Annotated in this window: 9 protein-coding genes; 4 read left to right on the plus strand and 5 right to left on the minus strand. The window is 60.9% G+C overall.

Annotated elements, in window-relative coordinates:
• Positions 1-4,191 (plus strand): M10 family metallopeptidase C-terminal domain-containing protein (locus A3AS_RS0140875; RefSeq protein ID WP_020508828.1); only part of this gene is annotated, 4,191 nt, incomplete at its 5' end.
• A gap of 194 nt (positions 4,192-4,385) precedes the next feature.
• Here the strand turns inward: A3AS_RS0140875 and A3AS_RS0140880 are convergent.
• Positions 4,386-4,652 (minus strand): hypothetical protein, encoded by a 267-nt coding sequence (locus A3AS_RS0140880; protein WP_018323189.1) that lies wholly within the window; start codon positions 4,650-4,652, stop codon positions 4,386-4,388.
• 573 nt (positions 4,653-5,225) lie between these two features.
• Between A3AS_RS0140880 and A3AS_RS0140885 the strand changes: the two genes are divergently transcribed.
• The gene (locus tag A3AS_RS0140885) at positions 5,226-5,504 is read left to right on the plus strand and encodes a hypothetical protein (RefSeq protein ID WP_026202887.1); all 279 of its coding nucleotides are present in this window, start codon (positions 5,226-5,228) and stop codon (positions 5,502-5,504) included.
• A gap of 60 nt (positions 5,505-5,564) precedes the next feature.
• On the opposite strand, the gene A3AS_RS0140890 is transcribed toward A3AS_RS0140885, so the two are convergent.
• A complete protein-coding gene (locus A3AS_RS0140890) occupies positions 5,565-6,302 on the minus strand; it encodes a metallophosphoesterase family protein (protein ID WP_049815135.1) in 738 nt (245 codons plus the stop codon).
• 614 nt (positions 6,303-6,916) lie between these two features.
• Between A3AS_RS0140890 and A3AS_RS0140895 the strand changes: the two genes are divergently transcribed.
• On the plus strand, positions 6,917-8,347 hold the full coding sequence (locus tag A3AS_RS0140895) for an undecaprenyl-phosphate glucose phosphotransferase (RefSeq protein WP_018323192.1): 1,431 nt from the start codon (positions 6,917-6,919) through the stop codon (positions 8,345-8,347).
• Positions 8,348-8,389: 42 nt separating this feature from the next.
• On the opposite strand, the gene A3AS_RS0140900 is transcribed toward A3AS_RS0140895, so the two are convergent.
• From A3AS_RS0140900 to A3AS_RS0140910, 3 genes are all read right to left on the minus strand, one after another.
• The gene (locus A3AS_RS0140900) at positions 8,390-8,677 is read right to left on the minus strand and encodes a hypothetical protein (protein WP_018323193.1); all 288 of its coding nucleotides are present in this window, start codon (positions 8,675-8,677) and stop codon (positions 8,390-8,392) included.
• A 404-nt stretch (positions 8,678-9,081) separates the two neighbouring features.
• Positions 9,082-11,313, minus strand: coding sequence for a Wzz/FepE/Etk N-terminal domain-containing protein (locus A3AS_RS0140905; protein ID WP_018323194.1), 2,232 nt, complete (start codon positions 11,311-11,313; stop codon positions 9,082-9,084).
• A gap of 32 nt (positions 11,314-11,345) precedes the next feature.
• Positions 11,346-11,840: a hypothetical protein gene (locus A3AS_RS0140910; protein WP_018323195.1), complete on the minus strand. Its 495-nt coding sequence runs from the start codon at positions 11,838-11,840 to the stop codon at positions 11,346-11,348.
• A 696-nt stretch (positions 11,841-12,536) separates the two neighbouring features.
• Here A3AS_RS0140910 and A3AS_RS0140915 point away from each other — a divergent pair.
• Complete coding sequence (locus tag A3AS_RS0140915; protein WP_018323196.1) at positions 12,537-13,739, plus strand: acyltransferase; 1,203 nt, start codon at positions 12,537-12,539, stop codon at positions 13,737-13,739.
• The last annotated feature ends 1 nt before the right edge of the window (position 13,740 follow it).

Raw genomic sequence — 13,740 nt, forward strand, 5'->3', positions numbered from 1 at the left:
GGCTCGGTCGCGGGCGACGTGTCGGTCGGGCACGACACCTTCACGGGCGTCAACAGCGTCTATGGCAGCAATTTCGCCGACACTTACGACGCGACCGGCTTCATCGGCTTCAATTCCTTCCAGGGCCTCGCCGGCAACGACCTCATCACCGGCAACGGCAGCACGCAGCTGCTGTTCGCCAACGCGACCGGCGGCGTGATCGTCAACCTCGCAAGCGGTACTGTGGACGGCGATAGTTCGGTGGGTCATGACACCATCATCGGAGGGGTGACCAGCGCTGCGGGCTCGAACTTCAACGACACAATCACCGGTTCTGGCGGCAACGACCAGCTGTTCGGCAACGGCGGCAACGATCTGCTCAGCGGCGGTGCCGGCAACGACGGCCTGAACGGCGGCATCGGTGCAGACACCTTTGTCTACGCTGCCGGCGGCGGCGCCGACACCATCGGCGACTTCCTGCAGACGGACGCCGACAAGATCGACCTCACGGGGATCCCTAGTGTCTCGACCCTTGCCGACGTTCAGGCGCTTGCCACCCAACAGGGGCCGAACACGGTCATCAACTTCGGCAATGGCGACACCCTCACGCTGCTGAACGTGACGCTGTCGAACCTCACGGCTGCCGACTTCATCCTGGGGCAGGGCGTGCATCTCATCGGTGACGCCGGTGCAAATACACTGGTCGGTACCGCCTATGCCGACAGCCTGAGCGGCCTCGGCGGCAACGACCGGCTGAAGGGCCTCGATGGTAATGATCTGCTCGATGGCGGCCTCGGCTTCGACCGCGCCGACTATGTCGCTGCAACGGGCGGCGTTACCGCAAATCTCGCGGCAGGGTCCGTGACGGGTCCAGGGGTCGGCACTGACACGCTGGTGAACGTTGAGGGGATCGTGGGCAGCGACTATGCCGACACGTTCAACGCGACCGGTTTTGCGGGCGATACCGGTATTGCCGGGACCAATGTGGGCTTCAACGAGTTCGAAGGCCGCGGCGGGAACGACAGCATCACGGGCGCGATGAACAGCCTGGGTGCGCTCCTGACGCGCATCTCGTATGCCAACGCAACGGGCGGCGTGACCGTCGATTTGGCGGCCCATTCGGCGACGGGAGATGCTTCGGTCGGTACCGATACCCTGGTGGGCTCGGGCTTCGGGGGAGTTGTCGGCTCTGGGTTTGGCGACCAACTGCTCGGCAGCACCAACGGCGCCGGAACCGTGGAAATCTTCGAAGGCCGCGCCGGCGATGACTTCATCGACGGCCGGGCTGGCTTCGATCGGGCGGACTACGCGCTCGACCCGGCCGCAGTGGGCGGGATCAACGTTCAACTGGCCTCGGGAACCGTGACAGGCGACGCCGCGACGGTCGGCACCGACACGCTGCGATCGGTCGAGTCAGTGCGCGGCTCGAACGCTGCGGACGTCTTCAACGCCGTTGGCTTCAGCGGGGGCAGTCAAAATGCCGGTTCCAACCTCACCTTCAACGAATTCATCGGCATGGGAGGTAACGACAGCATCACCGGTAACGGCAACACGCGCGTTGCATTCACCAACGCCACCGGCGCGGTGACGGTCGATCTGCTGGCAGGTACTGCAAGCGGTGACTTATCCACGGGCAACGATACGTTCAGCGGCGTCAACGCCGTGATGGCCTCGATGTTCAACGACGCCATCAGCGGCAGCGATATCACCACGGCCACGGAGACCTTCACCGGACTTGCCGGTGACGACTTCATCGACGGCCGAGGTGGCTTCGATGTCATCAGCTACAACAACATCTACTTCTCCACCGGCCCGGTCACCATCAACTTCACGGCAGGCACCGCGACCGGTGACGGTTCGATTGGCAATGATACGTTCCGCCGAATCGAGGGTGCCCAGGGCACCACGTTCAACGATGTCTTCACGGCCACGAATTTCGGCGCAGTCGGTTTCCAGAACGGCGCAACCAACAATGTCGGCAACAACGGCAACTTCAACCAGTTCGAGGGCCTGGCCGGCAACGATGGGATCACCGGCAACGGCAACACCCGCATCATCTATTCCAGCGCGACCGATGCTGTGACGATCAACCTGCAGGCGGGGACTGCGACCGGCGGCAGTTCTGTCGGCACCGATACCTATGTGGGCGTCAACAGTGCGACCGGCAGCAACCTGAACGACACCTATAATGCCACCGGATTCACCGGCGTGACTTCGGCCGGATCGTTCGGCACCTTCAACCTGTTCGAAGGCCTGCTCGGTAACGACACCATCACCGGCAACGGCAATACGCGGGTCTCGTATTCTCAGGCGAGCGGGGGCGGAGTTTCCGTCGATCTTTCGACGGGAATTGTGAGCGGTGCGGCCGGCGCAGACTTCATCACGGGAGGCGTCAACAGCGTCCAGGGGTCGAACCAGGCCGACACGCTCGTCGGCGGCTCGAATAACGAGTTCTTCTTCGGCGGCGGCAGTGGCGACACGATCAACGCAGGCGGCGGCAATGACGGCATCACCGGCCAGGGCGGCAACGATACGATCGACGGCGAGGCCGGCACTGACATGGTGATCTTCTCGGGTACGCAATCGCAATACACCGTCACGACGGCTGGAACGGTCCAGGTTCAAGACAATGTCGTGAATCGCGACGGCACCGACAGTCTGACCAATGTCGAAGCGCTGCAGTTCAGCGACGCCATCGTGCTGTTGTCGTCGGGAGCTTCGGGCAGTCCGATCGACCTCTCGACGCAACAGTTCTCTAACACGGCACCCGTGATCGGAACGGCTGGAGATGATTATCTTCGAGTCGGAGCCAATATCTTCGGACACGGGATCAATCTGGGAGCCGGGACGGGCGATACCGTCCTGCTCAACGGCACCTTCGGTAACGGCTACACGCTCAATCTCTCAGGTGTCGAAAACCTTGTCGGCAGCGGCAATGACGAATTCGTCAACCTCACGACGACCGCCAACGGACTGGTCGTCGATCTCGGCGGCGGCAATGATCAGCTCAATCTCGCGGGCGGCGCCAACACGCTCAGCCTGGTCGGTGTCGAGGGAGTCGGCGGGTCCGATTTCGGTGTGGCGCCCGGCGTCAACGACGTGCTCACCCTGTCGACGATTGTCACAGGCCTGAACATCAGCCTCGGCAACGGCGACAATACGATGAATCTCGCAGCCGGCGCGAACTCGTTCGTGAACATCTACGACGTCAACCACGTGCACGGAACCGCGAGCGACGACACCTTGACCGTGACCGGTGCGATCGCCGCGGCCAACGGCGTCGCGGTCGACCTCGGCGATGGCGAGGATACGATCGTTCTCAACGGAAACTTCGCGGCATTCGCCGCGCTCAGCGTCGAGCACATCAACGGCAATTCCGGCGATAATTCAGTCAGCTTGACGAATACCGTCGACGGCATCTTCATCGACATGGGCGGTGGAAACGATCTGGTGTCGCTCGCCAATGGGGTGAATTCGGTCAGCATCAATGGTGTCGAAAACCTCAACGGCAGTGATTTTACCGGCAATCTCAACCCGTCGGACGATATGGTCACGCTTCTGAACACCGTGTCCGGAGTGTCGGTCAATCTCGGCGAAGGGACGGCCAACGTCCTGAATCTCGCCGCAGGCAGCAATTCGTTCGACAATCTGTGGAACGTGAATCTGCTCAACGGGAGCTCGTCGAACGACATTCTGACGTTGCAGGGCAGCCCGGCGAACGCGATCGATCTCGGCGGCGGCGACGACACTCTGAACTTCAACGCGAATGTCTATGACATCACGGTGACCAATGTCGAAACCGTCAATGCAGCCGCGAATTTCGACAGGATCACGATCGGCAATGCGTCGGGTAACACCACGATCTCTGCCGGCGCGGGTGCGGATGAGATCTTCGCCAGTGCGGGCCATGACAACTTCCGCTTCGTCAGCACCGCGGATTCCGCCGCCGGTGCCGCGGATACCATCCACAGTTTCGATGCCGACAATGACAGCTTTACGTTCTCAGGCATCAGCGTCGCCGGCGGTCACATCGAGTACGTGGAGAATGCGGCGTTGCTCGGCGGCAACCAGGCCTCGGCTCATCTGCAGAACTTCGGGCCGGGTAACGACTATCTTCAGATCGATATCGATGGCGACGGAACGAGTGATATGGATGTGAGCCTGCAGAATGCGAGCGGCACGCTGCACAACGGCAACTTCCTGTTGAGCTGAGAGGGAACCGGCTTCGGAGAAGGCGTTGGCCGCCTGCCGGCCTGTCTCCGGAGCCGCCGTCCCGGCAATCGGCGCGCGAGCCCAAGCAAAAACCGCCGCCACCGGCTATCCGGTGGATCGGCGGTCTGTGGTCGAAGGTGGCTGGGCGAAGGTGGCTGGCCTCTCAGGGCGCTCTTAGCTAAGCGCTCCCGCGCTCACCGGACGTACCAATAGCCCCACCAGCGCTGGGACACCGGACGCGCCTGCGCCTTCATGGCTGCGACTTCTTCGACGGAGCGAAGCTGCGGGCCGTAGATCGCGGGCGGGTAAACGTCATCCCACAGCACGACCCCGGTTTGCGCGTAGGCCGCGCGCTGATGTGCTGTAGCAACCGCCAACTCGGCGGCCGGTGCTACGGATGCTGTCAAAGCGAGACCGAGAGCGGACAGGGCAATGGATGGAATAAGGGCGCGGACGTTCATTGGATTGAATCCCTCGTAATATGAGATGCGAAATAATGCGACGGGTCCCGACTGGTTGCAAGGGCATGGATTGGCCGGTCGGCCCGAAATTTCCTGTTCGTGGGAGGGCGTGCCAGGTCCGTTCGACGGCAGCAGCCTTCGGACAGATCGGGATCGCGAGGACATCTCTTTATATAGAGTGACTCTAATGAGTGATCTTGATCGCAGCGGTCAATGCACGGGAGTTGTGCTGCATGCACGTAAGAGGTCAGGCATGAACAATCTTTCGGCGCCCGAGGTCGGCAAGAACCATGATGTCGACACACTGCTCGCTCTTGATGAGTCCCGGACTATCTAGGGCGACTCCCATGACTTCTACATTCCTTTCCGCTTTCATTTTCGGCGCTGGCCTCACCTTGGGATACGCGCTACGCGCTTGGCGCGTGCAACGAAGCCCTGCGAACCCGTCCCGCGGCGCCTCGCGCCGAATGACCGGACCGACTCCCACCTCGACGTTCGGCCACGCTCGACGAGCCTTTTAGGCAACGTCCGATTCGCTGGCGGGATCTCACTGGTACGATGGGGCATGACGAGATGAGCGAACCCAAGAAGGATGCGCCGCGGCGTTACATCGTCGATGGCGCCGGACAACGCGTGCTTGTCGGGCTGACGATCTCGGAGACGGTCGAGTTCGAAGCGCTGGATAATCCGAGCTCCCGCCCCGGCGCCGATTTGCTTGTCGAGGCACGCCGTGTCCGACAGGACGGACATGGGGAGCGCTGGCTGGAGCTTTACGTCAAGCACGAGCGAGCCTGGAACGATTGGATGGCTGAAACACGCGCGCGGCTGGAAAAGCCCCGCTTGCTCAACTAGATCCGGTCGAGGTCGATGCCATGGTCCGATGGGCTAGCCGTCGCGAACCAAGGCTCCGCGTCATACCGCGAGCATGCGGCTGCCCTGGATGCTCATCAGGGTGAGGTTGCCGGTCGCATAGGCGCCGGTGTCGATGTTGACGCGGTTCGCCATGAATTCGGCGCTGCGGACCGGCGTATGGCCATGCACGATGTACTTGCCGAACTGCTCCTCGCTGCGCAGGAATTCTTCGCGAATCCAGAGTAGATCGCGCTCCGTCTGCTCGGCCAATGGAACGCCGGGGCGAACGCCGGCGTGAACGAAGAAGAAGTCTCCGCAACTGAAGCTCAGCCGCAGATTGTCCAGGAATTCCAGATGCTCGGTGGGCATCGCCCGAATCAGATCGCGCATGATCGATGCCGGCTCGTCGCGCTTCAGGTCCGGCGGCGCGAGCCCGTAGGACATCAGCGTCTGGGTCCCGCCGACGGCAATCCAATCCTCGAACAGTGAAGGGTCTTCGAACACCCTCACCAGAAATGCCTCGTGATTCCCTTTGAGGAAGACCGCGTTGCCCCGGCGGCTCCGTTCGACGAGGACGTCGAGGGTGGAGCGCGTATCCGGGCCGCGATCGATGTAATCGCCCATGAAGACCTCGATCGCGTAGCGCGGCCGGCTGCAGGCGATGTCGGCGTCGATCACCCGCAACATCGGCTGGAGCAGATGTGCGCATCCATGAATGTCCGAGATCGCATAGATGCGGACTCCCTCCGGCAATTGCGGTTTGGGCACAGGCGGGCGTGGTCGGGCGAGAGATATCATGGCGCTCAATCGATCGGGTGGTCGAAAAAATTTCCCCAAGTCGCCGGCACCGGAGAGCTTCCATCCAACACGAACGACGTGAAATTGGCGAGGGAGCGTCCTTGTTCTCCGGCTCGATCACGCCAAAAGAAGGGCGCGGCATTTTTTGCCCACCTGGGTATGCGACCGGCGGTGCGAATGGTCGGTCCGCAGGATTGCATCGCTCAAGGCGAGAGTGCAGCAAAGATGCATGCCTTGGCGCAATTTTGCATCGCACGCCCAGATAGAAAATCATCGAAATTCTCGCAAATGACTCATTGTGCTTCGCCGAGGGATTCCATCGCCTGAAAGATGAGCGAGGAGTCGCTCACACGACGGCAAAGCATCGCGGTGGACGTGGAACTTGATTCAAAATAGGGCAACGCGTTCGCTCATATGTCATCACTGTGACGACATTTTCAGCGCGTCGAATTTCGCTGCGCATTTCAACACGACGCATGATCCGTGCGCCGCAAAAGTTTTGCGTGCAGCGCCACAATGTCGCTGCGATCACTCAACACTTTCCGTGCGGGGAAGTGACGAGTCTTCAGCATCACGATGAGCGTCAGACACTCTCTCGATAGACAGAGGTACGAATGGCTGTTGCAACTTATGGTTCTGAAAACACTCACACGCTGTCGTCGATGCGCGGCAGCGCTCTTCAGAGGCCATTTCAGATCGTCGTCATGGCGGCTGACTTTTTGCTGATCTTGTTGAGCTATGCCGCCGGGGCTTCGCTGTACGGCGCGGCCGTCGCTTCACCCGCCGACGGCGCTTCGGTGGGAGCGGGGTTGTTTGTCGGCGTGGTGTTCGTCGCGGTCGCCTATTTCCGGGATGTCTACGCCACCCACCGCTTGCTCAACATCGTCTGGCAGCTTCGAAAGGCGGTGTTTATCTGGCTGACGTCGCTGACGATCCTTGCCGTTGCGGCCTTCCTGCTGAAATCAACCGACAACCTCTCCCGCGGCACCGTCATCGTATTTGCCGTGATCGGCGGACTTGGTTTGGTCAGCCTCCGCTTCGTCTGGCAGGCGGTGTTTGGCACGAGCTTTGCGCGAAGCCGATTGGTCGATCGCAAGGTGATCCTGCTCAGCCTCAAGCCGCTCGACTTCACCTCCAGCCGCTTCAAGGACCTGCGGAGAAATGGCTTCGACGTCATGCGCCATTTCGTGCTTGGCGACGACCGGGATGACGGCCATTGGGAGCGGCAGATTCGCGACGTGATCCGTCAGTCGCGCTCGGCCGACGTCGATGAATATCTGCTTGCGATCGACTGGAACGAATTGCCGATGCTCCGCAAGCTCGGGCCATATCTGCGCGCGGTCCCGCAGCCGATACGCCTGCTGCCGGACGATCCGGTCGCGGATCTGGTGGCTCGTCCTTTCCTGCCGGTCAGTGGAACCGTAGCGGTCGAAATCCAGCGGCCGCCTCTCACCATTCTCGAGCGGCTGCAAAAGCGCTGTCTCGACGTCGGCGTGGCCCTGTTCGCGCTCGTAGTCTTGACGCCGCTGCTGCTCACCGTTGCCGTGCTGATCAAGCTGGATTCCCCGGGAGCCGTCATATTCCGCCAGTCGCGCCGCGGCTTCAATGGCAGGCCGTTCGAGATCTGGAAGTTCCGGAGCATGACCGTCTGCGAGAACGGCGAAACGATTGCCCAGGCGACCAAGAGGGATGCTCGGGTCACCAAGATCGGGCGCTTCCTTCGTATGACGAGCATCGACGAACTGCCGCAGCTCTGGAACGTGCTGCGCGGGGATATGTCGCTGGTTGGGCCGCGCCCCCACGCGCTGGCCCATGACAATTACTATGACGAGATCATCAGCAAGTACGTCTACCGGCATCACATGAAGCCGGGCCTGACCGGCTGGGCCCAGGTGAACGGGTTCAGGGGGGAAACGCCGACGATCGATCTGATGGAGAAGCGGGTCGAATATGACGTCTGGTACGTCAGCAACTGGAGTATCTGGCTCGACCTGAAGATTATGGCCCGGACGGCGTCCGCAGTAATGTTCCAGGAAGCATATTAGTCATTCAATTTCTTCACTGTCCGGAACCGGATCCTCGAGGGATCAGGTTCCGTCTCTCGACGACCTGCTGAAGAGCCGCATGATCGCGTCGCGCAAGGCAAGCAACGGCGGCACCAGCACGAAGAAAGCTCCCATCGCGACGGAAACGATGACATGGCGGATCGAGAAGGATTCGTCCTGCTCGATTTCCCTTTGACTCGGGTCGATGGGCGCGGGTGAGAGTGTCGTCGCCATCGGCTGGGGACGCGGTTTACGGGGGGGAACCACGATCAACACGAACAGGATGTTGAGCAGAACCCAAATAGTCAAAATCGTCAGGACGATCAGCATTCCGAGCCCGCCGGAAATGAACGACAAATATCAGCCGAGGTTAGCCTCAGGGAACCCAGAAAGAAAGATGCCCAAAGTTTCAGCAGTTTGAAGCATCGAGGACCGGATTGTCTCGTATTACCGATGAATGATTGCCAATTGGCGCACTGTCCTCGCCATCGTCGCCTTCGTCAATCCTTGCTTTTGGCTAGAGCAATAACTGCAAGTTGTGGATTCCGGACGAATACGGAGGCCTCAGCAAGTCCGAGGTGGGCTCGGCGCAATCTTCCGTCTCGTGGTGCGAAGGCGCGCTCGTTCCTCTTCAGGCGACAGTTGCGCAAGACGCGAAAAAAGGCCCGCTGCCAAATGGCAGCGGGCCCAACGTCTTTACAATTCGGCTGGGCGCGGCGCCGCGCCTCTGCCTTTTAGGCATGCTCGACGTAATAGCTGTTGTGGTGCTTGCCCTTGTACGCCTCGATGCGCTTGAGCATCTTCGGATTGGCGCGGTTGAGCACGGCGCCGAGCAATTTCTTCTGCAGGACTTCCGACCCGGAAACCGACTCCTGAAGAGCGCTTCGCGTCGTCTGCCCCCACTCGATTACATAGACCATGGCATCGATCAGGAAGCTGACGGCCTTTGAATCCGCCACCGGCATCACCGGGGCAAGATCGATCACGATGTACTCATAGTGCTCCTTCAGCACCTTGAGCAGATCGGCCATCGCCTTCGATCCAATGACATCGGCCGAATTGACCATGCGGGAGGCCACGACGGACGGCAGGAAATCCAGCCCTGTCTCCTTGCTTCGCTGCACATGGTAGCCGAGGCTGGCCGGATCGTTGAGCGCCTCTACCAGTCCGCTCTTGGCGTTCGGCGCGAGCTCTCGCGTGAGCGAGCGCGTGTGCAGATCGCCGTCGATCAGGACCGTGCGATGCCCGGTGAGGGCGATCAACTGGGCGAAGTTGGCCGCCACCGTCGTCTTTCCTTCCTTGGGAAGGGACGACACGATGCCAATCACCTTGATCTCGCGGGTCAGGCGCGCAACGTCGATCGATACCTTGATGTTGCGCAACGTCTCGGCAAAGCGCGAGAATGGATGATCGACGACGTAGCGGGACAGATCGGGTGGACCTGTCTTCGCGGACGTCGAAAGCAACGCGCCGGTCTTCGTCGGCGGACGAATGTCCGGCAGGACCCCGAGGCACTTCACGCCGAGCTCGTCCTCGACCTCGCCGGGGGTCCGCAACACGTCGCTGAGCAGCTCGCGGGCGAAGGCGGCGCCGAAGCCGAGGCACAGGCCGCCCACCAGGCCTCCCACCAGCGCCAGGACCGTGCGCGGCGAGCTCTTGCGATCCGGCTTGGTGGCGGTGCTGATGAGGCGCGCCTCGCTGAGCGGAAAGCTCTGATTTTGCGTCGCGCTCTGCAGCTTCTCGAGGAAGTTGTTGTAGAGGTTGCGGTAGGTGTCGGCGGCGCTTTCGAGATCGCGCAGCTTGACCGCAGCCTGGCCGGTATCGCCGGCCTGGGCGACGAGTTCCTTTACGTTCTTCTCGAGCGAGGCTTCTCGGCTCTTTGCGATTTCATAGTCGCTGCGATAGGCGTCGCCGATCCGATGCAACTCATCGGCGATGTTCTTGCGCAGCTCCTCCATCTTGTTGGCCAGATTGACCGCAGCAAGATGTTGCTTGCCATAGCGCCTCGACCAGTCGGCATACTGGGCCTGGAGGTCCAGATATTGCGCGCGCAGGCGGGTGATGACCGAGTTGTTGAGAGCATCGGTCACCGTCGATTGTGCGACGTCCTGGTCCGAAATCGCGGTGATCCGGTCGAGCCGGGCCTTGGCTTCGGCCGTCGACGCCCGCGCTTGAACCAGCTGGGTGTTGAGGTCCGACAATTGCTGTTCGGACATCAGGCCGCGGCTGGTTCCGACGATGTTGTTTTCGGCCTTGAAGGTCTGCACGGCGCGGTCGCTGGCCGTTGCCTGCTCGCTCAGCTCGATGCTGCGCTGCTGAAGCCATTCGGTCGCCCGCTTGGTGGACTGATATTTGGCTTCCAGGGCGCCGACAAGGTAGGCGCTGGCGATGGCGTTGACGATCTTGGCGGCCTTGTCAGGGCTTCGCGAGCGATAGTTCAGCGACAAGACATAGGTCGTCAGGACGCGTTCCGTCCTCAGGTTCTTCTGAACCTGCTCGACCACGGCGTGCTCGAGTCGTTCCTGCGACGCCGGTTCTCCGGAGCTGAACAACGCCATGAACTTGCCGAGGACGATGGAGAGCAAACCCGGATTGGAGCCATTGAACTCCGGATCGTCCGTCAGCTTCAGGCGGCGGACGACCGAGAGGATCAGGTCGTCCGAGTTGATGACCTCGACCTGGCTATCGACGTATCCGGTATCGATGAGGGCGCTGTTGGCGTTGCTGTCCTTGTCCAGCACCTGCGCCTGGCGGGTATCCATCATGATGCGGGCATTCGCCGTGTACATGGGTTGCGCCATGATCAGATAGACGATCACCAGCGCCAGCGAAGCGCCGGTGCACACCGCGATGATCGGCCATTGCCGGCGCAGGACATCGGCTACGCGTTCGAAGCTGAGGACCGCTCCGCCGAATTCGATGCCGAATCTGTGGCCCGACGGGAAATGTTCTCTAGGCTGATACATCTGTTAATTCGCTGCCTTTTGACGATCGCTGATCAATTCGGAAGGGGGACAGGTTTGAACGGGTTGGCCAGCTTGGTTTTCCACTCGCCGTCGAGCAGTGCCCCGCCTCGGGGCGGTTGCGCACGGCCCTTGTCTTGCGATTGGGCCTGGGCGCCGGAGGCGTCCTCTCCGGCGGCGGAATAACCTGCTTGCACGTTGAGATCGCCGATCCGCTGCGTGAAATCCCTGATCTTGCGCGCAGCGTCTGGCTTCGTCGACGTGCACCGCCCTTCGGCGATCCTCAACGCGGCGCCAATGGCTGAACGGTCGGTTGAAGTCGACGCCGAGATGAGGGTCTGCACGGACGGCAACACCGACGGGTTCGTGGCGATAAATGTGGCGAGCCGATATCTCAGCTTCTCCTTGTCATTGCGCAGCTGCTCCAGAAGCGAGGAGGGCGATTTTACGAACGTGTCGAGTTGGAGCTGCGAGGCACGATCCGTAAATTCGACGCACTGGGCGCGGCAAGCATCGATGCTCGACACCATCAAGACAGAACCTGCCAAGATGATCGGTAGCCATCGCGATCTCGCAAAACGACGTGTTAATCCGCAACCCATCCGTGTCCCTTGCTCCCTGTTGCAATAGGAGAACACGCGAAACCTGGCATGCAACTGTGTCAATTTTTGTGCGATGCAAAAGCTGCGTGCTCTCGCGAGACAACGCGTGCATTGTCTGTTTCCCGGTCGGTTGCAAAATGAAGATATGCAATGCCTGCGAGATCGGCACGCTGGCGCCTAGGAATGTTGCAAACTGAAAACATAAGAGGCGTTGAACGTCGAAGTATCGCGAGCATGCGTCGCAAAACCGACACAAGTCGTCACGCGACTCATTGTTCCCCGCTTGCGAAAAATTATCAGTGCGATATGTGCGGCATCCTGCATGCGAAGAGATCGACGTCTTCGCGGTCGGCTTGATCGCAACAGCGCCGAATTTCGCGCACACTTTGCGCGCAAATACTCGCAATCATCACGGCCGAATTGATTTGCGCGCCGACGCATGTCGATCCCAGGCAAAAAGTGGCGTGATCTTGGCGCTCGCATGTCCGAATGATCTGCGAGCGTTGAAATTATCGTCGACCCTCATGCGTCGAATGCGAGTCCGCGATCGCAGAGATTGAACACGCGCAAGACCTGATACACACTGCTGCGGTGCAATAGCTACGGAATGTTGATGTGACGGAGATGGTTCATCGTGAGAAGGCGCATGTCCTGCCGCTCGATAGCATTCGGGGGATCGCCGCGACGTCGGTGGTGATTCACCATCTCCTGCTGATGCCGACCTTCCTCGCGGCGTTCCCGCACAATGCGTGGATCAATTGCTCGTTCTTCAGAAGCTCCTGGCTGCTGGTCGACTTGTTCTTCGTTCTCAGCGGGATCGTCATGTCGCTCAGCTACGTCGAGAGCGAGTTCGGGCGCTTCTCGCTGCGCGAGTTCATGGTGCGGCGCCTGGCGCGGGTCTATCCGCTGCACATCGTCATGCTGATGGCAAATCTTCTGTTTCGCCTCCTGCGGATCGGTCTGGTCATGGCCGGTGTCGTGGTGGCCGCGCCGGCGGCGTTCGAAGTGAACAATGCCTATTCCTTCGGTCTCAACGTCCTGCTGCTGCATTCGATGGGATTCATCGACTATCTCAGCTGGAATGCGCCGAGCTGGAGTATCAGCGTCGAGTTCTACACATATCTGGTATTTGGCCTGATCGTGCTGCTGGCCCAGCGCATGCGTTCCCTGTTGTGGTTCTACGTTCTCTGCGGGCTGCTCGCGGTGGGGAGTCTGGTCGTCATCATTTTCGTGCTCGACAAGAGGAGCCTCGGACTTCAGACCGACTTCGGCATCCTGCGCTGCTTCGTGAGCTTCTTTCTCGGCGTGCTGACGGTCAGGATCGTCGATCGCCTGCCGGCCAAGCCGGGCCCTGCCGCGCAGGGCGTGCTGCAGTTCGCCGCCATGATCGCCAGCATCGTTTTGGTGTCCCTGGCGGAGACCAATCCCGCGGCAACCTTCCTCGCGCCAGTGACGTTCGCGATCTTCCTCGGCAGCTTGCTGGCCTTTCCAGATGCTCTGCTGGTGCCGCGGATGCTGGTGGCGGGGCCGCTGGTCTGGCTCGGGAAACGTTCCTACTCCATCTACATGGTGCACGCGCTCGTGGTGCTGCTCGCTGAATATTTCGTGCGGGCAGTGGGGGCGGGGCGGATCGCCGCCCTGGATTCGGTCTGGGCGGGCCTGCCGGCGACGCTGAATCTCGTCGTCTCGCTGGCCGCCGTGCTAGCGGTCTCGCACTTCACTTATCTCTACATCGAAATTCCCGGCGGCAAGTTCATGCGAAATGTGCTGGGAAGCCGTCGGGATTTCGCGCCATCCCCCGCGCCGTCGGCGCGGCTGACGAACTGAG

Origin of the sequence: Bradyrhizobium sp. WSM2793, assembly GCF_000379585.1 — a bacterium.
Lineage (GTDB): Bacteria > Pseudomonadota > Alphaproteobacteria > Rhizobiales > Xanthobacteraceae > Bradyrhizobium.

Coding starts and splice junctions, on each gene's coding strand:
- A3AS_RS0140905 (WP_018323194.1), bottom strand. CDS start 11,313: ATGTATCAGCCTAGAGAACATTTCCCGTCGGGCCACAGATTCGGCATC.
- A3AS_RS0140900 (WP_018323193.1), bottom strand. CDS start 8,677: ATGCTGATCGTCCTGACGATTTTGACTATTTGGGTTCTGCTCAACATC.
- A3AS_RS0140910 (WP_018323195.1), bottom strand. CDS start 11,840: ATGGTGTCGAGCATCGATGCTTGCCGCGCCCAGTGCGTCGAATTTACG.
- A3AS_RS0140895 (WP_018323192.1), top strand. CDS start 6,917: ATGGCTGTTGCAACTTATGGTTCTGAAAACACTCACACGCTGTCGTCG.
- A3AS_RS0140880 (WP_018323189.1), bottom strand. CDS start 4,652: ATGAACGTCCGCGCCCTTATTCCATCCATTGCCCTGTCCGCTCTCGGT.
- A3AS_RS0140885 (WP_026202887.1), top strand. CDS start 5,226: ATGAGCGAACCCAAGAAGGATGCGCCGCGGCGTTACATCGTCGATGGC.
- A3AS_RS0140890 (WP_049815135.1), bottom strand. CDS start 6,302: ATGATATCTCTCGCCCGACCACGCCCGCCTGTGCCCAAACCGCAATTG.
- A3AS_RS0140915 (WP_018323196.1), top strand. CDS start 12,537: ATGGTTCATCGTGAGAAGGCGCATGTCCTGCCGCTCGATAGCATTCGG.